Annotated in this window: 19 protein-coding genes and 2 pseudogenes; 16 read left to right on the plus strand and 5 right to left on the minus strand. The window is 57.0% G+C overall.

Translation table 11 applies throughout. From position 1 onward, the window contains the following. A partial coding sequence (locus C1H69_RS21365) for a 3'-5' exonuclease (RefSeq protein ID WP_276308787.1) occupies positions 1 to 522 on the plus strand: 522 nt, incomplete at its 5' end. Between the two features lie 201 nt (positions 523 to 723). On the opposite strand, the pseudogene C1H69_RS24675 reads toward C1H69_RS21365, so the two are convergent. Beyond that, a pseudogene (locus C1H69_RS24675) lies at positions 724 to 863 on the minus strand (FAD-dependent oxidoreductase); the annotation flags it as partial. Between C1H69_RS24675 and C1H69_RS21375 the strand changes: the two are divergent. The 4 genes and pseudogenes from C1H69_RS21375 to C1H69_RS21385 form a co-directional block, all read left to right on the plus strand. Beyond that, positions 842 to 1,217 (plus strand): annotated as a pseudogene (locus C1H69_RS21375) (GMP synthase (glutamine-hydrolyzing)); the annotation flags it as partial. The pseudogenes C1H69_RS24675 and C1H69_RS21375 sit on opposite strands and share 22 nt — an antisense overlap. A 371-nt stretch (positions 1,218 to 1,588) precedes the next feature. Beyond that, the gene (locus tag C1H69_RS23335) at positions 1,589 to 2,014 is read left to right on the plus strand and encodes a hypothetical protein (RefSeq protein WP_133155002.1); all 426 of its coding nucleotides are present in this window, start codon (positions 1,589 to 1,591) and stop codon (positions 2,012 to 2,014) included. Continuing rightward, positions 2,014 to 2,556, plus strand: coding sequence for an ImmA/IrrE family metallo-endopeptidase (locus C1H69_RS21380; RefSeq protein WP_102655415.1), 543 nt, complete (start codon positions 2,014 to 2,016; stop codon positions 2,554 to 2,556). Before C1H69_RS23335 ends, C1H69_RS21380 begins: the two co-directional genes overlap by 1 nt. After that, on the plus strand, positions 2,553 to 3,620 hold the full coding sequence (locus C1H69_RS21385; protein WP_102655416.1) for a beta family protein: 1,068 nt from the start codon (positions 2,553 to 2,555) through the stop codon (positions 3,618 to 3,620). The genes C1H69_RS21380 and C1H69_RS21385 overlap by 4 nt, the downstream gene beginning before the upstream one ends. Here C1H69_RS21385 and C1H69_RS21390 read toward each other — a convergent pair. Next, positions 3,594 to 4,220, minus strand: coding sequence for a sce7726 family protein (locus C1H69_RS21390; protein ID WP_102655417.1), 627 nt, complete (start codon positions 4,218 to 4,220; stop codon positions 3,594 to 3,596). The genes C1H69_RS21385 and C1H69_RS21390 overlap by 27 nt on opposite strands. Before the next feature lie 936 nt (positions 4,221 to 5,156). On the opposite strand from C1H69_RS21390, the gene C1H69_RS23340 reads away from it, so the two are divergent. Further along, positions 5,157 to 5,771 (plus strand): hypothetical protein, encoded by a 615-nt coding sequence (locus tag C1H69_RS23340; RefSeq protein ID WP_133155003.1) that lies wholly within the window; start codon positions 5,157 to 5,159, stop codon positions 5,769 to 5,771. Positions 5,772 to 6,243: 472 nt separating this feature from the next. Here C1H69_RS23340 and C1H69_RS21395 read toward each other — a convergent pair whose 3' ends face one another. Beyond that, positions 6,244 to 7,485: an NAD(P)/FAD-dependent oxidoreductase gene (locus tag C1H69_RS21395; protein WP_102655418.1), complete on the minus strand. Its 1,242-nt coding sequence runs from the start codon at positions 7,483 to 7,485 to the stop codon at positions 6,244 to 6,246. Positions 7,486 to 7,603: 118 nt separating this feature from the next. Next, positions 7,604 to 7,927 (minus strand): HipA domain-containing protein, encoded by a 324-nt coding sequence (locus tag C1H69_RS24295; protein WP_338066190.1) that lies wholly within the window; start codon positions 7,925 to 7,927, stop codon positions 7,604 to 7,606. A gap of 281 nt (positions 7,928 to 8,208) precedes the next feature. Here C1H69_RS24295 and C1H69_RS21405 point away from each other — a divergent pair, with 281 nt between their 5' ends. The 10 genes from C1H69_RS21405 (at position 8,209) to C1H69_RS21460 (ending at position 17,583) form a co-directional block, all read left to right on the plus strand. Continuing rightward, the gene (locus tag C1H69_RS21405) at positions 8,209 to 9,234 is read left to right on the plus strand and encodes an SDR family NAD(P)-dependent oxidoreductase (RefSeq protein WP_165789555.1); all 1,026 of its coding nucleotides are present in this window, start codon (positions 8,209 to 8,211) and stop codon (positions 9,232 to 9,234) included. Next, a complete protein-coding gene (locus tag C1H69_RS21410) occupies positions 9,235 to 9,822 on the plus strand; it encodes a TetR/AcrR family transcriptional regulator (RefSeq protein ID WP_102655420.1) in 588 nt (195 codons plus the stop codon). Between the two features lie 195 nt (positions 9,823 to 10,017). Beyond that, positions 10,018 to 10,776, plus strand: coding sequence for a TIGR01458 family HAD-type hydrolase (locus C1H69_RS21415; RefSeq protein WP_102655421.1), 759 nt, complete (start codon positions 10,018 to 10,020; stop codon positions 10,774 to 10,776). A gap of 275 nt (positions 10,777 to 11,051) precedes the next feature. Next, the gene (locus tag C1H69_RS21425; RefSeq protein ID WP_102655422.1) at positions 11,052 to 11,690 is read left to right on the plus strand and encodes a LysE family translocator; all 639 of its coding nucleotides are present in this window, start codon (positions 11,052 to 11,054) and stop codon (positions 11,688 to 11,690) included. Positions 11,691 to 12,119: 429 nt separating this feature from the next. Beyond that, positions 12,120 to 12,896, plus strand: a complete 777-nt coding sequence (locus C1H69_RS21435) for an RsiV family protein (protein ID WP_102655423.1) — start codon at positions 12,120 to 12,122, stop codon at positions 12,894 to 12,896. Between the two features lie 30 nt (positions 12,897 to 12,926). Continuing rightward, positions 12,927 to 13,955 carry a DUF2157 domain-containing protein gene (locus C1H69_RS21440; RefSeq protein ID WP_102655424.1) on the plus strand — a complete coding sequence of 343 codons (1,029 nt, stop codon included), beginning with the start codon at positions 12,927 to 12,929 and terminating at the stop codon, positions 13,953 to 13,955. After that, complete coding sequence (locus tag C1H69_RS21445) at positions 13,952 to 15,031, plus strand: DUF4401 domain-containing protein (RefSeq protein ID WP_102655425.1); 1,080 nt, start codon at positions 13,952 to 13,954, stop codon at positions 15,029 to 15,031. Before C1H69_RS21440 ends, C1H69_RS21445 begins: the two co-directional genes overlap by 4 nt. Continuing rightward, positions 15,028 to 15,564 (plus strand): GDYXXLXY domain-containing protein, encoded by a 537-nt coding sequence (locus C1H69_RS21450; RefSeq protein ID WP_102655426.1) that lies wholly within the window; start codon positions 15,028 to 15,030, stop codon positions 15,562 to 15,564. The genes C1H69_RS21445 and C1H69_RS21450 overlap by 4 nt, the downstream gene beginning before the upstream one ends. Before the next feature lie 60 nt (positions 15,565 to 15,624). Continuing rightward, the gene (locus C1H69_RS21455) at positions 15,625 to 16,383 is read left to right on the plus strand and encodes an alpha/beta hydrolase family protein (RefSeq protein ID WP_102655427.1); all 759 of its coding nucleotides are present in this window, start codon (positions 15,625 to 15,627) and stop codon (positions 16,381 to 16,383) included. 36 nt (positions 16,384 to 16,419) lie between these two features. Next, positions 16,420 to 17,583: a glycosyltransferase gene (locus C1H69_RS21460; RefSeq protein ID WP_102655428.1), complete on the plus strand. Its 1,164-nt coding sequence runs from the start codon at positions 16,420 to 16,422 to the stop codon at positions 17,581 to 17,583. A 358-nt stretch (positions 17,584 to 17,941) separates the two neighbouring features. Here C1H69_RS21460 and C1H69_RS23685 read toward each other — a convergent pair whose 3' ends face one another. Beyond that, the gene (locus C1H69_RS23685; protein ID WP_165789556.1) at positions 17,942 to 18,100 is read right to left on the minus strand and encodes a hypothetical protein; all 159 of its coding nucleotides are present in this window, start codon (positions 18,098 to 18,100) and stop codon (positions 17,942 to 17,944) included. Positions 18,101 to 18,264: the final 164 nt, after the last annotated feature.

Raw genomic sequence — 18,264 nt, forward strand, 5'->3', positions numbered from 1 at the left:
TCGATCGCCTACTCGGTGGCTACGGATCTGAGTACGCGATTAATTTTGAAAAGCCACTTATTAAGCTGCCGATCTTGCTTGGATTGCGACCTGGTTGCAACTGTGTTGGATGCCGCCACACGATTGCTGGGTCAGCCGCCTTCGGCTGAAGGTGCGATGGATCTTGGGGTCGTTTGCGGAGATCCCGACAAGCTTCGCTGGTTCCATAGCCCTAGTCCCGATGCCGTTCAGATCATGACCCTGCACAAGGCGAAAGGATTGGAGTTTGACCTTATATTCCATGTCGACCTCTACGATCATGTGATCCCGAAACGTACTTATCCATCAGGGCAGTACGGAGTTTTCTTCGAGGACGAAATCCAATGCTTGAATCTACATTACGTGGGGGTAACCCGAGCAGTTAAGGCTTGTGTGTTGATGACATCGATCTTTCGTATCAACGGGCAGGGAGCTGTTAAGAAGGGTGCTCCCTCGCAGTTCATTGGCAGGCACGGGGCGGAAGCTACGCCAATCAATTGGTAAAGCCTTTGATGGGGAACCTGGTACGCTACGCAGCTGTATAAGCCTTAACGTTCTTAATTTTCATCTCAGTTCGTAACTTCTCTGGCGAAAAACTGCTTTTAGCCGATAGGTGACCTGCAGGATGGTAAGCCCGGGGTTTCGTAACTCGACATTGCGTTTGTCAACGTACCAGTATGCTGAACTCAACACTATTGCGAAGTGGCGGAACGTTGCCATATCCACCGCAGAATCTTCACCATCCATCATATGCGCAAGCAGTTCGCCGGTAGCTGGGCCGAGGGTAAGCCATGGTGGCCATGGCCGAAGGCGAGCCACAGCCCATCCTTGCCGGGGATCGGGCCTGGGCGTGCTCATTCTCGCGAAGTGAAGAAGGAGTACGCCGACATCCTGCGCGAAGCCGACGCCATCTTCATCGAAGAACTGCACAACGCCGACTGGTACCACAAGACCAGCCAGGCCTTCGCCGTGTTCCTGCCGGTAAAGTCCGTCGGCGTGGTCGGCGACGGCCGCCGTTACGAAGGGTCATCGCCCTGCGCGCCCTGGAAACCATCGACTTCATGACCGCACGCTGGGCCCACCTACCGTATGAGTTGCTGGAGAAAGTCTCCAACCGCATCATCAACGAGATCCGCAGCGTCTCCCGCGTGACGTACAACGTGAGCAGCAAGCCGCCCGCGACGATCGAGTGGGAGTGAGGCGCGTCTAGGCAGAACGCCTGACACGACTAAGCTGAACGAGATCAAGGGCTTACCATTTGGTAGGCCCTTTTGCTTTGCAATTTGTAACGTTTTTTAGTTTACTGACGTCTCAGGTTTTTGAACATATTAGTGAGAATCACTTATAATACATGGCGATACTTCAATGGCCGACAGTGTAAAAAGGTTAAAAAAAATCTATTGCTTGCTTGGTTTTTTAAGCATGCTTGTTTTCGTCATTTTTATTTTGGTTTTTTTCGTTGCATTCATGAATCCTTCAGTCCTTAAGCTTTTTGGTTACGCGGATTCGCTGGCTATTGTAGACATCGCTGGATGTTGACGCCAAGTCTCGAGCGGTCATAAGTGGCTTAGTGAGTAATGGGTCAATTGTTGGATTAAAAGACATTTGGTCGTTTCAGTCTAGTTATTATCAAACGATTATTACTTTCCTTATGGCTATAAATGGCTTGATTGCTGCGGTTGCAATATTGTATATAAAAAGTAATTCTGAAGAAAAGGCTGAAGAAACAACCAAAAAATATCTAGAAGGGGAGTATTTTAGCAACCTTTTGGCTAGTCGACTGAAAGAAGAGAGTAATGATACTTTCCGTCAGGCTCAAAAAGACTTTGAGTCTTCAGCTATAAAGTTAGAAGACGCTTTAGCCACCTTAGAGCGTTTGGCAAAAGAGAATTTAACGTTACGACAACAAATAAGAGTTATTTCACAGAGGGTGGCAACATTAGATAGAGACGAATCATCCGGCAGTGAGCAAGTGTTAATGAGGGAGGAAAGTTGATGGCTTTTATAAAAAAATCTGAGCGCAAGCATAGATTGGACCCTGAGTTTGAAGAGCTTGCCACACCAAAAGACCTGTTAGATTTAGCAAGAAAAAGAGGTGTGGAAACTAATCCAATTAACATATCTCAGCTTGCTAGTGAGTTAGGCATAGTTGTTCGTTACGAACCAATGTCTGATGAAGATTCAGGTCAGCTCAAAAAAGATAAAAAGAGTGGTGATTGGATCATGACAGTAAATTCTCTGCATCATCCACACCGCCAGCGATTTACCATCGCCCATGAAATAGCACACCGCATTCGTCATGCGGCCAATAGTGATCATTTCGAAGATAAAACTTTTTTCCGAAATAACGAGAGCAATTGGATGGAGGCTGAAGCTAACCAATTTGCTGCTGCTTTGATAATGCCGGAAGAAGCGTTCACCAAATTTGTCGAAGAAAAATCTGCTAAGGTTGAAGACCTTGCGCTTCATTTTAAAGTTTCATCAATGGCTGTCAGAATTAGAGCGAAAAGCCTTGGCTACGAAGGGCATAATGCATGAGTGATTATGATTATTTCCCGATTGTGAAAACTCGAGATGCAGAATTGCGCTGTTTCAGAAATTTAAATTCTAGATCTTTTGATAAAATACTTCCAATTTACGAGCTGACTAAGTCACGCATAACAAAAAAAGCACCGGACGGAGATATATATCGTCGGATGAAGCAGATAGAAGAAATACAGGCAGGCAGGCCTTTTATCCTAGATCTCTGCACTGATGAAAGGTACATTAACCCGCAGATAGAGCAACTTTTGTCGGGGGCGCATGGTTTTCGAGATTGGCAATATTTTATTTTCGATCTTCATGTGAATTTAAATATCATCCCTATGGTGCATATTTTTGAAGACGATGATGGCGTTCTACCTGACGTAGAGGAATTTGTAAAATCGGCCTCTTGCAAAGTTGATCACTTGGCAGCTCGGATGCCGTTTGATTTGGATAAAGAAAGTATTGAAAATTACTTAGAGCCAATCGTGAAGAATCTAGATTCTTCATGTAAATTGTATGTCATACTTGATGCGGGGTTTGTGCGTGACAAAGAAGTGAGCAGTTTGGTGGATTATTTCATTGACTCATGCTCAGGTACGGTTAAATATCGAGAATTCATTGAGGATGTAGTTATTCTCACTACTAGCTTTCCTTCAAGTCCTGCAGTAGAGGGTGGGCATGACTCTAGCGGTAAATTTTTAATCACAGAAGAAGATATTTATGAGGGAGTTAGAGAAGAATTTGATGTAAAATATGGGGATTATGCTTCAATTAATACCGAGCAAATAGAGATAAAAGGAGGTACATTTGTGCCTCGTATAGATATTGCGTCTTTAGATGGTCGATCTTTCAGCTATAAGAGATATAGGCGCCAAGCGGGAGGGTATGCGCTTTGCGCTAAAAGAACAATAGAAGACACAGCTAATTATACGCCTCTTGATGTTTGGGCTGACGAAGAAATCGCCTTGGCGGCAAAAGATATACCCAATGGAATTAGTCCTGCTTTTTGGATTTCCGTTAGAATGAACTATTACATTGAAACTAGGCTACTATTGCGTAGAGACTCTTTTTCTTAACTTTTTAGGGGCTGCTTTTGTGATCGTGACTAAGTCATCGGGATTGATACTTTTTGAAGCTTCCATTTTAAATAAATTGGTGGCTAATTGATATTTGCTTTCGAACTCTCTGCGTGATATTTTTTTAATTTCATCTAATTTTAATGTTTTCGATACATGCTCGCACATTTCTACATTCGACCGGAGCTTTTTACTTGATAACTTCCTTAGCGTGGAGGTGCTTAGCGTGCTTGTGAGCAAGAACTTGTCAAGCTTTTTGAATAATTTTGATTTTCTTACTTTGACTATGCATTTTTCTTTTGCAACACAAATCCCAATTTCATGAGGAGTGTTTTTTCTAACGTCTTTGAGATTTTCTGGCTCGCAAATAACATAACAAAAGTCAAAGTATTTTTTGTAGCTTTTAATTTGATATGACAGTCTATCTGTATTGTCTTGAGCCCCTTTGATTTCAAAGGCAATTAGTTTTTCAGACTCAAGAAGGGCAATGTCAGCCCTTCTTTCGCCGAACTGAAAAGGGAATTCAGCAGCAATAACAAAGTCGGTATGATCTAGCATAATTTGCTTGACAATTAATATTTTGATTTCAAGTTCTGTCATGGTAAAGTTCTATAACTTCAAAAAATAATTTGGGTTAAGCTCTTTTTCCTGAAATTTATTTTCAGCTTCTCGAGATTACTCCAGCCGCGTTTAATTTTTAGAGTTCTGCCCAATAGTATACCCTAACCGTCTATGCCGTGCTGTATCCATATGCACAAAATTTGAAATGTGCAGTGTCGGCTTGGTCGCTCTAGGCCGACGATGGCTGGCTAGGGCGCTACAGAAGGCATGTTCGGCATGCAACTGGCTGACCAGCCGAGTTCCCCACTGTGACAAAGTGGGTAAAGGCTGGGGTGTAGTGAATTTGCATAAACCGGGCGCCTCAAGTGCGCACGCTTTCGTAGTGGAGTAGCGGTCTCAGCTTCAGAAACGGTCGACGGAACGGGCCATATCCAGCACGGTCCTTTGCTATCCATCACCTGGGCGAGCCACAGCCCCGCCTTGTCGGAGCCGGACCGATCACCTGATTCAGGCCGGGCAGGTAAGACCGACAGCCTTTCCAAGGCTGGTTAACGCAACGCTTGCCTATCATACTGGTCACCCAAGTTCGAAAGAAGCGTAATTTTCTATGTTTCCAGAAAGCTATTCCTTAAATTGGCACTACAATAGCTATAAGCTATGGCTGGAGGTTGATTTTGCGATAGAAGGACGAGGAGTCGTAAGGCTCTATCCCCCTATGAGATCCGCTGTGTTTCACGCCTGACCCATGAGGTCATCAGCAAGCCGCCCGAAACGACCGAGTGGGAGTGAGGTACACCTAGGCTGAACACCTGATACGGCTAAGATTACCAAGATCAAAAGTCTACCAAAGAGTAGGTCTTTTTCCTTTGCAATTCATTCCGGGGTTTTGCTTTACTCAGGCTAAGGTCGCCGAAAACGTTCTCCGCAGAATGTTCCTTTGAGTAAGGCGTTAGAGCTACAGGAGTACAGGTATAGATGTACAGCTTTTATACTGAAAGGACAGCAGAATACACTCTTGTGCCTCGGTTTCTTGAGATTTTAGATAAATTGGGTGACGTGGCGCCAGTGTATTTTTGGAAAACGAGAGAGGGAAACAAAACATCCCAAAGTATCCATCTTGACGAAGAAGTATATGTTATTGCTTTCTTTGCTCGCAGGCCCAAGGTGACCCCAGGAAATACTAGGCTTACTCAAGGAAAAATCAACTCGAAATTGTTTGAATTTTCAAGTCACGCTCAGAAGCTAGAAATCCCAGTTTTCTGCGGTTTTCTTGAAGCTCATAGCATTTTTGACTTAAGAAAATGTACAGCTAAATGGTTTTATGTAGATCCAAATCTGCCAGGTACGGATGTGGTGTTTAATATTTTTGATAAGACTTGGGAGTCACTAAGTGATACGGCAGAAGGTATTAAGCCGATAGCAGAAAAGGAAGTAATAAGAATTATTGAGAATTGCGCTTATAAAATGCGATGGGACGTTGCCGTGGAAAGAATGGCTGAGCTACATAGAAAGCCAGAGGAAGAGTATAATTTTGCTCCGTGGTGGACAAGAAGCTGGTATTATAAGCCTGTGTATTTTTTAGTAAAATAGCTCTAATAAAGTTAAAAGGGGCTAAGAAATATGGGGTGTTTTCGTTTTCCTAAAGTTTGGCGTAAAGTTTCCTTTATTGGGGTGTTGATTTTAATGAAGATCGTGGCTATCAAAAATTACAAAAAATCGCGATTCTTCAAGAAAGGCAGGTGGATTCCTTCAAGGAGCACATAATCACTGCAGTAGCAAATCGGAGAAGACGTGAAGGTCAGTTTTCAGAGGAGGTGCTTGAGAACGGCAATTTGTCAGGGTTCAAGACTGAGCCTTTATTAAAGGCGAAGGTCTAAAAACAACTTAGCGTAGACCCTATCCCCTCAGACGCTACTCTGATAACTGCGTTTGTCACCGCACCAATTTGCTGAGCTATTCACGGTGACGAAGGGGGAGGCGCCAGGGGGGGGAATTGGTATTTTGCATATAAAACGGGCGCCTCTAGGGCGCCCGTTTTCGTGGTGGAGTAGTAGCCTCACCTTCAAAAACGATCAACCCGGAACGGCGCCATATCCACCGCGGGTTCTTCGCCATCCATCATCTGGGCGAGCAGTTCGCCGGTGGCCGGGCCCAGGGTAAAGCCCTGGTGGCCGTGGCCGAAGGCGAGCCACAGCCCCGCCTTGTCGGGGGCGGGGCCGATCACTGGCTTCATGTCGGGCATGCAGGGCCGCGCCCCCTTCCAGGGCTGGCCGTCACGACGCTTGCCCAGCGGGAACAGCTTGCGTGCCACCTTCTCGGCGGCGGCCAACTGCTTGTACTGGGGCGGCGAGTCCAGGTCGGCAAGCTCGGCGCCGGTGGTCAGGCGAATCCCGGCGCGCATCGGCTCGAGCAGGAAGCCCTTTTCGGCGTCCATTACCCAGTGGTTGAGCTTGGCGCCCTCTTCCGCGGAGTAGTGCATATGGTAGCCGCGCTTCACGAAAAGCGGCACTTTCATGCCCAGCCTCGCCAGCAGTTCTCCGGCCCAGGGCCCCAAGGCCACCACTACCTGCTCTGCTTCCAGGGCCCCCTCGCTGGTCTTGACTCGCCAGCCGCCATCTACCTGGAGCACCTCCTCGACACTGGCCTGCATCACCTGGCCGCCCTGTTCTGCAAAGCTGCGGGCGTAGGCCTGCACCAGGCCGCCCGGGTCCGAGACCATCCAGGACTGCATCCAGTGGATCGCCCCGATCAGCCCCTTGTCCAGATACGGCTCCTTGGCGTGGAGCGCCTCGGCGTCCAGCACCTCGTACTCGACCCCGAAGCGCTCGTGGTTCTCTTTGGCCTCTTCCTGGCGCTCCTCGAACGCCTTGCGGGTGCGATAAAGCTCCAGCCAGCCGCCCTGGCGCACCAGCGCCTCGGCACCGGCGGCCTCGATCATCGGCGCGTGGGCATCCTGGCAGCGCATGATCAATGCCGCCCACTCGCTGACAATGCGCTCGTAGCGCTTACCACTCGAATTCAGCCAGTAGCTCAGCAGCGGGCCCGCGGCGTTCATCATGCCGGTGGGGCGATAGCGGATATCCACCTTGCGGTTGGGTAGCACCCGCAGCAGGGTGCCGATATCGCGGGGGAAGGCGTAGGGGCGCACCGCCTCGCGCTGGATGATGCCGGCATTGCCGAAGGAGGTCTCGAGCCCCGGCTCGCGGCGGTCCACCAGCGTGACGTCATGGCCGCGACGCACCAGATGCCAGGCCACCGATACGCCGACCATGCCGGCACCAAGAACGATGATATTGCGGGCCATGAAGGTCTCCCTGCCGATGGATACACGAGGCTCCGCCGCGGGGCGGAGCCTGTCATGCAAGGAGTTTAGCAGCGCTTGGCATAAAATCGGCGATGTGCCGATAATTAAGATGAAGTGGCTATATTGTAATATTGATGCAGAATATTTGCCCGTAATTGTGAGAATGTATAGAGCTTCTGCTCGTATCTTGCGCTTGGGCCTGCTCTCGCCATTGCCGGATAGTGTACCTGCCCTGTTCGTCGGCTACCCGGTCGTAGCGGCGCACGAGGCAGGCGCGGGTGTCGGGCTGGTAGCTGGCTTCGGCGACTTCGAGCCCGAGTGCGGCGGCCAGTTGCATGCAGAAGGTCTCGTTGATGGCAGTGGCCCATGCGTCGCGCTGCGTGAGGATGCCTGCAAAATCCACCGCGGTCAGGCGGCGGAAAACCTCGCCCGGATCCGCCATATCGCCTTGAATTACCTGAAAGGGGAGACGCGTTTCAAGGGCGGTATCCGGCGTAAACAGAAGAAAGCCGCGCTGGATGAGACCTACCTGGCAGACATCCTCGCGGTCTAGGATTTTTCATGCGTTTGCCCTGGGCCCGTGATCGAACAGCGGCTCGGGCAGCAGCTTGCCACGACGGTGCGTGGCGGGGGGCCTGGGAGCTTGGGAGGGCGCATGGCTCATGGCCTTTAATTGGCTAGGGGCAGTTCCGGGCCGAAATGGACGTCGGACCAAGTTACGTCATGGATGACGTTGACATTGTCAACATTAACCAATATTCTACGTTGACAATGTCAACATGGGTCATTGAGATGCCTACTATATTGATCACCGGAGGCCACAAAGGCCTCGGCCTGGAAACAACAACGAGGGTCGCCCAGCTCGGCGGATTCGATATCGTCTTGGGTGGGCGGAACCATTCCGAGGTGAGTTCGGTCGCGCATGACATCAGCGCAAAGTACGGGGCCAACGTCAGGACCGTGGACCTGGACGTATCGTCACTGGCCTCCGTTCGTGCGGCGGCGGGCCTTGTGCAAAATCTCGTTCAAGACGGCGCCGTGGCTCCCTTGCAGGCTCTGATGCTCAATGCTGGCGCGCAGTTCATGGGGCCGGTCGAATACAGCCCCGACGGCTATGAAAAGACGTTCGCGACCAACTGTCTCGGCCACTTCCTGCTGCTCAATCTGCTCCTTGAAGATATCCGGCCCCATGGACGCATTGTGTTCACGGCAAGTGGCACCCATGACCCCGACACAATGGACGGCAAGATGGTGGGAAAGGCCGAGGAGCCGGATGCGGTCAAGCTGGCCAATGAAGGCAAGACAGGCAAGCCTCTCTCGCCCGGCAAACGCTACTCGACCTCCAAACTCTGCACGATCATGTATGCCTACGAGCTGGATCGCCGATTGCGAGCCACCGGGTCATCGTTCCGGTCCATTGCGTTCGATCCGGGGCTGATCGTCGAAACCAGCCTCGCCCGCACGGCGCCGCCGTTGATGCAACGGGTTGCACGCACCGGATTCGCGAAACGGCTCGTCAAGACCTTGGGCGTCACGATGGGTAGCCTTGCGTTCTCCGGGGATGCATTGGCGAGGGTCGCCATCGATCCAGCGTTCGCTCGCGCCTCGGGCAAGTACATGCAATCACGTAACGGCCAGTTGATCGAAACGAGGTCGTCGGCGATGTCGTATGACATCGAGCGTGCGCGAAAACTTTGGGCTGACTCGGAGACGCTGGTCGGCCTGCCATCCAAGGCGCAGGGGGCTTGATTGAGTACACGTGAGAAGCTGATCACCGAAGCTGCGCACCTGTTGGATGCGAATGGTGAGCCGGCCGTGACGCTGCGTGCCGTTGCCCAGGCGGTAGGCGTTTCGCACAACGCGCCCTACCGTCATTTCATTGACCGCAATGACCTGCTTGCAGGGATTGCCGAGCGTGACCTCAGGATGCTGGCCGCCGGAATCGAAGCGGCACGGGCCGGCGATGCTCCGGCGATCGAACGCCTGCGCAGCGGGTTGGACTGCTTCGTCGAGTACGGTCGCCACTACCCGGCCCGCTATCGCCTGATGTTCAGCGATCCCGACATCGTGTCGGCGGGAAGCGCTCTCGAAGCTGCCGGCATTGCCGCGTTCGCGGCGATCACCGGCCTTGTGGAAGATGGTCAGAAGGCGGGGGTTCTACCTGCCACACCAATACTGGCGCTGACGAACTTGATCTATGCGACGACCCACGGACTGATCGATCTGGAAATAGCCGGTTGCGTGGGCGAGCAGGAAGCGCTTCCGGTCGCCGAACAAGGGATATCGCTGTTCCTGACGCTCTTGCAACAAAGTGTAGAAGCTGGCCGAGGGCAATAGCATGACTTTCGTATCGAGCGTAGAGCAACAGCGTGGTTACTTCCTTGAAGATCAAGGGGTGACCCAGCGGCGCAGGTGTGTCGTGGGAGTTCCCATGCTTTAGCCCCCTGATGCGTGCCAGCGTCAACGCCTGCTGCAAAATCTCCGGTTTCGATGCTCGTCGAGACGACTTACGATACGCTAAGGGAGGAGACGATGATGCTGAAGGCGGTATTGCTCGATATCAGTGGCGTGCTGACCGAGGACGGCGAGGCCCTGCCCGGCGCCGTGGACGCGGTGGCGCGGCTGCAGTCCAACGGCCTGGCGCTGCGCTTTCTGACCAACACCTCGCGCAAGACCTCGACCGCGATATGCGATGAGCTGCAGCGGCTGGGTTTCGCGCCGGCGCCTGAACAGGTGTTCACCGCGCCGGGGGCCATCCGTCGCCATCTCGAGCGCAGCGGGCTTCGCCCCTATCTGCTGATCCATGAGCGGCTCGAGCCCGAGTTTGCCGACCTGCCCCGTGAAAACCCCAATGCGGTAGTGCTCGGCGATGCCGAGCAGCGGCTGGACTATGCCCACCTCGACGAGGCCTTCCAGCTGCTGCTGGAGGGGGCGCCGTTGCTCGCGGTAGGCACCAATCGCTACTTTCGCCAGGCGGGTGCCCTGCACCTGGACGCGGGACCCTTCGTGCGCGCCCTGGAGTACGCCGCCGGCATCGAGGCAAAGGTGCTGGGAAAACCCTCCAGCGACTTCTTTCATGCTGTGCTCGAAGAGATCGGCGTGGCACCCAATGAGGCGCTGATGGTGGGCGATGACGTGGAGTGCGACGTGGTCGCCGCCATGGAGCTCGGCCTGCAGGCTTGTCTGATTCGCTCAGGCAAGTATCGCTCGGGGGACGAGGCGCGGGCGCCCCAGGCGCGCTGTGAGGCGAGCCTGGCCGATCTGGTCGATGCGCTGCTGGAAACACGTTAGCCGTGCCTGCTCGGTGCGTAGTTGGCGCACCAGCTTGCCGAGGTCTTCGCTGTGGCGAATGGGTGTGGCCAAGGAGGCAGGGGGAGTCGTTGGTGGGCATGAGGCCCTTTGGGTGGCCATTGGGGTGCACAGTCCTCCCGATGTGGTGTGTGGAGGCTTCGATGCGCGTAGCTTTCGCGATCCCGGCTGGCAAGCCTGGGATGTTGGCAAGCGTGCCTGGACCTGGAGGGGCAGCTCCGAAGGGCTGCAATGAATAAGCCAAGGAGGCTTGGTCGATGGAGTGGTGGACCTGGATAACCTATGTGGGCGTGATAACGGCCCTGATCATCTTCCCCGGGCCGGTGGCGCTGCTATGTACCACCCACGGTTTGCGATTCGGCCGTCATCGTGCTTTCGCTACCGTGCTGGGTGGCGGCTTGGCCTCCATGGTGCTGATGGTGCTTTCCGCGCTGGGGCTCGGTGCCGTTCTGGCTACCTCGGAAACGGCCTTCTTCGTGCTGAAGCTGCTGGGTGGTGCGTATCTTATCTTTCTGGGGCTTCAGGCCTGGCTAACCGTGCCCCATTCGCCCGTCACCGAGGCCACCGAGCCGGAGCCGGCAAGCGTCCAATCCGTTATTGGTCTGTTCCGCCAGGGCTTCCTGGTGGGTATCGGAAACCCCAAGGATTTGCTGTTCTTCGCGGCCCTGTTTCCCAACTTCATTACCATCGGTGAACCACAGGTGCTGCAGTTCGCCATTCTGGCGCTGACGTGGCTGGTTATCGATACCACCTTGATGACACTTTACACCACCCTGGGCGCGGGGGTCGGCCATTGGTTCGATAGCCCCCGCAGGCTGCGTGCGTTTCACCGCACGACAGGTGGGCTCTTTCTGGGAGCCGGGGGCACGCTGATTGCCACGAGCGCTTCCAATTGATCCGATGGCTCGATTCACTGGCTGGCTGCGTCGCGACTTTACGAGGAAGAGCAGTATGAAAACGTCAGGTGAGGGGGGGGCGTGGATTCTGGCGGCTGATGGCAACCAACGACTTTCACTCGGTTGCGGTGGTGCTTGCGCCGGATTTCGTTCTCGAATACCCGGCGCATGGCCGCTGGCAGTTCGCGCTGAACCGAATTGTCGAGGGTGATGATGAGGTAGTGACTGCACGCCCACGACGCCGTGGCACGCAGCGAGTGGAACTGGGGCTAGGGGGCTCTGTTCGCCTAAGATGGGGTATGCCTCAGGACAAGGATTGCCGATGACCGCCCCACAACGCTTGACCCTGACGGGTGCCGACGCCCGCCGCCTGCTGGTGCGCTATAACCATGGAGCGACATGAAGTCGCGTCACAGGGAGAAGTACAGGATGTCGTGTCGCACTATTGCCGTGCTGGCTGCGGGGCTGGTGGTTCTGGCCGGGTGCCAGGCCGAGGAGACGCAGCTTCAGACGAGCGGGATCGCCTACGAAGCCATCGAGGAGAGCTTCGTGGAGTCAGACTGCCCGGAGGAGCACTGCGCGAAGGTGGAGGTGAGTGCGTTGCACTTTCCTGATTCACAGGAGCTGAGCGAACAACTGCGCACGCGACTGCTCGTCATGGGGCAAGGGATCACCGATGGCGAGGCCGAGTGGCCGAGCGACTCCTGGGAGGCCTATGCCGAGATATTCATCGAACAGGCCAGGGAGGAGCGCCAGTACGCACCTGCACATGGCGCTAGCTGGGCCCGGCTCGAGGCACAGGTATTGACCCGGCATGATGACCTGCTGGTGATCGAGCTCGGCAGTTACGTCTACTATGCGGGGCAGGCCCACGGCATGCCGTTGACCGAATTCATGGTTATCGATGAGCGACTGGGGCAAGTGGTCACACTCGACGACATGCTGCTCGACGGCCAGGAGGCGGCATTCTACGAGGCCCTGATCCGTGCCCATGAGCGCTGGCTCCGGGAGTTGGAGCAGGACGATGGTTTCGCCGCCAACTGGCCGCTGCACGAAAGCCGCAACGTGGCGCCGCTGGCGTCGGCCTGGGCGGTCAGGTACAACGTCTACGAGATCGCCCCCTACGCCGATGGCCAGCCGGAGCTCCACATTCCCCTCGATGAGCTCGAGGGTATCGCCAAGCCGCGCTATCTCGGTCGGGAATAGCCTATTTCAAGTACCACGCAGGGAAACGACATGTCCTCCATTCGCCGTGAGTTGGTGGCATTGATCGAGCGCGGCGCGATACCTCGCGAGCAGGTGCCAAGGGCGGTCGCGCTATCCGGGCTCCACCCCTCGGGGCGGGCCTGGGGCGTATTCCTGGATCGATTGCTGCTATGGCTCGGTACGCTGGCGCTGGCCAGTGCGCTGCTGTTCCTGGTCGCCTACAACTGGGCGGACATGGGGCGCTGGCTGCGCTTCGGGCTGGTGCAGGCGGGGCTGGTGGCGGCCATCGGCGTCTACTGGTGGGCCGAAGGACGTGTCCAAGTGGATGACGGCCTAGTGGATGAGGGAAGAGCGGATAACGGTGTAGTCGATAACATCGTGGCACGGGCCGCGCTGACGATGGCCTCGCTGCTGCTGGGCGTGCTGCTGGCGCTGTTCGGCCAGGTGTACCAGACCGGCGCTGACCCGTGGCAGCTGTTCTTCTTCTGGGCCGTGCTGATGCTGCCCTGGGTGGTGGTGGCGCGCTTCGATGCGCTCTGGATCCTGTGGCTGGGGCTCCTCAATCTTTCGCTGCTGCTCTACTTCCGCACTTGGGGCGGGGTGTTCGGTGCCTTGCTCACCAGCGATACCGCCGCCCTCTGGGGGCTATTCGCACTCAATACCGTGGCACTCGCCCTCTGGGAGCTGGGTGCGCGGTGCTGGCGCTGGCTCTCGACCGGCTGGAGTACTGGCTTGTTGGCGCTGGGCAGCGGCATTCCCCTGACCCTGCTGATGCTCATGTTCATCCTGGATGAGTGGGCCGATGTCTCGGCTGCCGTGCTGGTCTACCCGCTGTGGCTGGCAATACTCTATGTCGTCTATCGCCATTGGCGGCCCGACCTGTTCATGCTGGCGGGCGGCTGCCTGTCGGTCATCGTGGTAGTCACCACCTTCTCCGGCCGGCATCTGCTGTGGCAGGGCGGGGCGGGCGGCTTTCTGTTCTTGTCCATGGCGGTGCTGGCGTTGGGCGCCATGGCGGTGTTCTGGCTCAAGCGGATACACGTGGAGATGTCGGCATGACCCGGTCGCTCACCGAAAGGCTCGGCCAGGCCGGCATCGTCGTCGACGAGGGTGATGCGCCGCCGGTGCTCGAGATGCCCTGGTTCGTGCGGGCGCTGCAGGCGTTCTCGGGCTGGCTGGCCGCCCTGTTCCTGCTCGGCTTCATTGGCATGGGCGCGGTGTTCGTGCTCGACAGCAGCGCCGCTGCCGCCTCCCTGGGGCTGGTAATGATTGCCGGCGCTTTTGCGCTGCTGCGGGGGGCGAACGGAGACTTCGTCGAGCACCTGGCGCTGGCGGGTAGCCTGGCTGGCCAGCTGCTGGTGGCCTGGGCCTTGGGCGCCGCACTGGGGAGCGTGAGCGCCGGCTTCTGGTGGTCGTTGGTGGGGCTGCAGGCGGTGCTGGCGCTGGTGATGCCAAGCCTCACGCATCGCACCTTTTCCGCCTTCGCGGCGAGCCTGGCGTTCTATCTGGCGTTGACCGAAGGCGTCTCGGCGCCTTCGCTGGCCGGCGGCCTGGTGCTGTTCTCACTGACCATCCTATGGCTCAACGAGTTTCGCTGGCCGGCATATATGCGCCAGCTGCAGGCACTGGGGTATGGCCTGTTGCTGGGCCTGCTCGCCATTCAGGTCATGGGATATCGCGGGCAGTCGCTGCTCCTCGGACGCTACGGTTACGGTACGGGCCTGGCCTGGCTGGAGCCCTGGGTGGGGGATGGTCTGGCCACGCTGGCGCTGTTGCTGCTGATTCGCTACGTCTTCCAGCGCCGCAGACACGCCATTGCGCCGAGTGCGCGGGTGGCAGCCTATGGCGCTGCGGCAGTGCTGATGTTGCTCTCGCTCCAGGCCCATGGACTGAGCCAGGGTGCGCTGGTGGTCGCGCTGGGCTTCGCCATCGGCAACCGCCTGATCATGGGGCTTGGCGTGATGTTGCTGCTGCTGGCCATCACCAACTATTACTACTGGCTCGACGCCACGCTGCTGGCCAAGTCAGTGACGCTGTGCTTGCTCGGTGTGCTGCTGCTGACGCTGCGCTGGGTGTTGCGCCGCAGGTGGCAGATCGATAGGCGGGTCGCTGCCGGGGAGGACGAGAGCCAATGACACCGACAGCCAAATGGAACCGGATCATCGTGGTGGTAGCCCTGGTGCTGATCCTGGCACTGGTCAACTGGAGCATCTGGGCCAAGGAGCGACACCTGGCCGAAGGCGAGGTGGTGTATCTGGAGCTGGCGCCGGTGGACCCGCGCTCGCTGATGCAGGGCGATTACATGGCGCTGAACTTCGAGGTCGGAAACCTCATTCGAGAGGCTCACTATGCCCAGCGAAGGGAGAACGGCGAACGGCAGGCCGGCGATGGCCATGTGGTGGTGCGCCTGGATGCGCAGCGTATCGCGCACTTCGAGCGGCTGGACTCCGGCGAGGGTGCGCTGGATGCCGATGAGATGCGCATAAACTACCGGTTGCGCAATGGCCGGGTGCGGTTCGCCACCGATGCCTTCTTCTTCCAGGAAGGCCACGCCGAGCGCTACGAGCCCGCCCGCTACGGCCAGTTCCGCGTCAACGAGCGCGGCGAACCCCTGCTCGCTTCCCTGCACGACGCCGAATTGGAGCTGCTGGGGGAGATGGAGCGGTAGAGGAAGGGCTGTTGGGCAATCTTGCCCAGCCGATGGATTGCAAAACGATAGGAACCATCTATGGAACTGCGTATCGTCAGGCGCCTCATCCCCGAGTGGGGTACTACCTATGGCCCGCCAGGCGAAGGGCCTTTTCCCGCCGTGATGATTCTGCATGGTTCGGAAGGCGCCTGGTCGGGATGGAGCCATCGTAACGCAGCCATACTGGCCGCTCACGGTTTCCTGGCCTTTCCGCTCGGCTACTCCAGCGGCGGTAACGCCTGGAATGCTGGGCATATCGTCGATTATCCGCTCGACCGCAGCGTCGAAGCGCTGGCTGCGCTGCGTGCCTTTCCCTACGCCGGCCCGCGTATTGGGCTCTATGGCGTCTCGCGCGGCGCCGAGCATGCGTTGCTTCTCGCTTCATTGATGGCCAGGGAGGGGATGGAAGAGCTTCCCGATGCCATTGCAGCGCATAGTCCGCCGGATGTCGTCTGTGGTGCCTTCGACTCGCGCAGCCATCGCGACCCCGGCGACCCCGGCTGGCAGGCCTGGGATGCCAACAATCGAGCATGGACGTGGAAAGGTTCCCAAAAAGAGCTATTGCCCACTACGCCAATCGAGGTGGAACGCTACCCGGGGCCGCTGTTTCTTTCCCATGGCATGAAGGATCGCATGTGGTCGGTGGAAATGACGCGACGCTTGGAGCAGCGGCTGAAAATGCACGGACATCAACCCGAAGTGCACTACTACGAGGGGGAGGATCACATACCCGGTAGCGCCGGCGAAAATCTCCACCACGAGTATCTGATCGGTTTTTTCGAGAAGCATCTTTGCTAGCTAAACCTGTAGGCAAAGAAATAGGGGAAATCCGAAATGCGTATCTTGTTGTCGACCTACGGATCGCGCGGGGATGTCGAACCGATAGCGGCTCTGGCTGTGGAACTGCGGGCACTCGGCGCAGAGGTGCGCGTGTGCGCGCCGCCGGACAAGGAGTTCGCAGAGCTGTTGGCCCGCGCCAACCTGCCGCTTGTGCCATTTGCCAAGTCGTGGCGTTCGTGGGCGGAAAGCTCATCGACCGCGGAGGAGTGCGTTCCGAGCGTGGACGATTTCGTGGCCGGGTATATCGCCGCCACATACGACACGCTCGCCGCGGCAGCGGAGGGATGTGACGTGTTCGTGGCCAGCGGCATGTTGCACTTCGTCGCGCAATCGGTGGCCGACAAGGTGGGGATTCCTCACCGGTTCGCGATCTTCTGTCCGAGTTTGCTGGGTGCACAGGGTTGGCACGCTCTGGTCGATGCGCCGCTCAATGCACATCGGGAGTCGATCGGTTTGCCGCCGATCACCGACGCCAGGGCGTTCCTGTTGACCGGCCAGCCGTGGTTGGCGGCGGACCCGATTCTGAGCCCGGTGCACGAGCCGGGGGGCTCAACGGTCGTGAGGACCGGCGCGTGGCTCCTGCCGGACGACCGACCGCTCCCGGTGGAGCTGGCGGCCTTCCTCGACGCCGGCACGCCACCTGTCTATGTCGGCTTCGGCAGCATGCGCGTCCCGAAAGACAGCGCCCGTGTCGCCATTGAGGCCAGCCGAGCGCAGGGTTCTCGTGTGCTGGTTGCCCGCGGTTGGGCCGACCTGGGCCTGATCGACGACCGGGACGACTGTTTCGCAGTCGGCGAGGTCAATCAGCAGGCTTTGTTCGGTCGCGTGGCGGCCGTCGTGCATCACGGCGGCGCGGGCACGACGACGACGGCCGCCAGGGCCGGCGCTCCTCAAGTGATCGTGCCCCAGGCAGCGGACCAGCCGCACTGGGCAAGCCGGGTGGTCGATCTGGGCATCGGTGCTGCCCACGATGGTCCGGTTCCGACCTTCGAGTCCCTGTCGGCCGCACTCGGGACGGCCCTGGCCCCCGAAACCCGCGTGCGCGCGGCCGCCATGGCTGGCGAGATTCGCACCGACGGGGCGAGGGTGGCCGCAAAGCTGCTGCTCGAAACGGTCAGTCGGGACGGGCCGCCGTCATCCATCACGGCCTCAAGATAGGCGGCAATGTCGGTTTCGGTCTTTCGGCGCTGTCGCTCGTCATATTCGTCACCGGCATGCGCTGGCAACCCCATGATTGATCATCACAGGGACACCAGCCATAGGGATCGCGGGGCAAGGGCGGTATCGTGTTCGGGCACGGTCTGGCTGGGCATGGGGCTCGCTCATCGGACGGGATGCGGTATTACCATGCAAGAGTCGTGCAAGAGCGATGCCAGGGGCGGCTTGCCGCGCTGCGCCAGGGTTGGGGGCGGTTGTGCCCGGATATCGTGTCATCTTCATGTCGGGTTTACGACATTCCTCGGGTCGAGGTGTCGTTTTCCTCGCGTCCGGCGCCAATGCGGCACCCGGCGGATACCTACCCCTTCGAGAGGGTGGCCGGGGCCATGTCGCCGCTGCGTTCCAGGATGTCGATCTGGCGTGCCGGTCGGATGCGCTCCAGCCAGTAGTGGAGCATCAGACGGGATGCCCGATGGCCGGAGGAGTGGTGGCTGGGAAACCCACTTGCCAGAGCCATCGAAGTAGTCCATAATCTAGCACTTCGGTATCGCTGGATAGGGAATAAATCCAGTTATATCAATGTGTTAGGGTGTGAGCGCAAGGCTCGTTCCCATCCCTAGTGTCCCATTCGTCTAGTGGTCCAGGACACCGCCCTTTCACGGCGGGAACAGGGGTTCGAAC

Origin of the sequence: Billgrantia endophytica (genome assembly GCF_002879615.1) — a bacterium.
Classification (GTDB): domain Bacteria; phylum Pseudomonadota; class Gammaproteobacteria; order Pseudomonadales; family Halomonadaceae; genus Halomonas; species Halomonas endophytica.

Coding starts and splice junctions, on each gene's coding strand:
- C1H69_RS21380 (WP_102655415.1), top strand. CDS start 2,014: ATGGCTTTTATAAAAAAATCTGAGCGCAAGCATAGATTGGACCCTGAG.
- C1H69_RS21385 (WP_102655416.1), top strand. CDS start 2,553: ATGAGTGATTATGATTATTTCCCGATTGTGAAAACTCGAGATGCAGAA.
- C1H69_RS21390 (WP_102655417.1), bottom strand. CDS start 4,220: ATGACAGAACTTGAAATCAAAATATTAATTGTCAAGCAAATTATGCTA.
- C1H69_RS23340 (WP_133155003.1), top strand. CDS start 5,157: ATGTACAGCTTTTATACTGAAAGGACAGCAGAATACACTCTTGTGCCT.
- C1H69_RS21395 (WP_102655418.1), bottom strand. CDS start 7,485: ATGGCCCGCAATATCATCGTTCTTGGTGCCGGCATGGTCGGCGTATCG.
- C1H69_RS24295 (WP_338066190.1), bottom strand. CDS start 7,927: ATGGCGGATCCGGGCGAGGTTTTCCGCCGCCTGACCGCGGTGGATTTT.
- C1H69_RS21405 (WP_165789555.1), top strand. CDS start 8,209: ATGGATGACGTTGACATTGTCAACATTAACCAATATTCTACGTTGACA.
- C1H69_RS21415 (WP_102655421.1), top strand. CDS start 10,018: ATGATGCTGAAGGCGGTATTGCTCGATATCAGTGGCGTGCTGACCGAG.
- C1H69_RS21425 (WP_102655422.1), top strand. CDS start 11,052: ATGGAGTGGTGGACCTGGATAACCTATGTGGGCGTGATAACGGCCCTG.
- C1H69_RS21435 (WP_102655423.1), top strand. CDS start 12,120: ATGTCGTGTCGCACTATTGCCGTGCTGGCTGCGGGGCTGGTGGTTCTG.
- C1H69_RS21440 (WP_102655424.1), top strand. CDS start 12,927: ATGTCCTCCATTCGCCGTGAGTTGGTGGCATTGATCGAGCGCGGCGCG.
- C1H69_RS21445 (WP_102655425.1), top strand. CDS start 13,952: ATGACCCGGTCGCTCACCGAAAGGCTCGGCCAGGCCGGCATCGTCGTC.
- C1H69_RS21450 (WP_102655426.1), top strand. CDS start 15,028: ATGACACCGACAGCCAAATGGAACCGGATCATCGTGGTGGTAGCCCTG.
- C1H69_RS21455 (WP_102655427.1), top strand. CDS start 15,625: ATGGAACTGCGTATCGTCAGGCGCCTCATCCCCGAGTGGGGTACTACC.
- C1H69_RS21460 (WP_102655428.1), top strand. CDS start 16,420: ATGCGTATCTTGTTGTCGACCTACGGATCGCGCGGGGATGTCGAACCG.
- C1H69_RS23685 (WP_165789556.1), bottom strand. CDS start 18,100: ATGGCTCTGGCAAGTGGGTTTCCCAGCCACCACTCCTCCGGCCATCGG.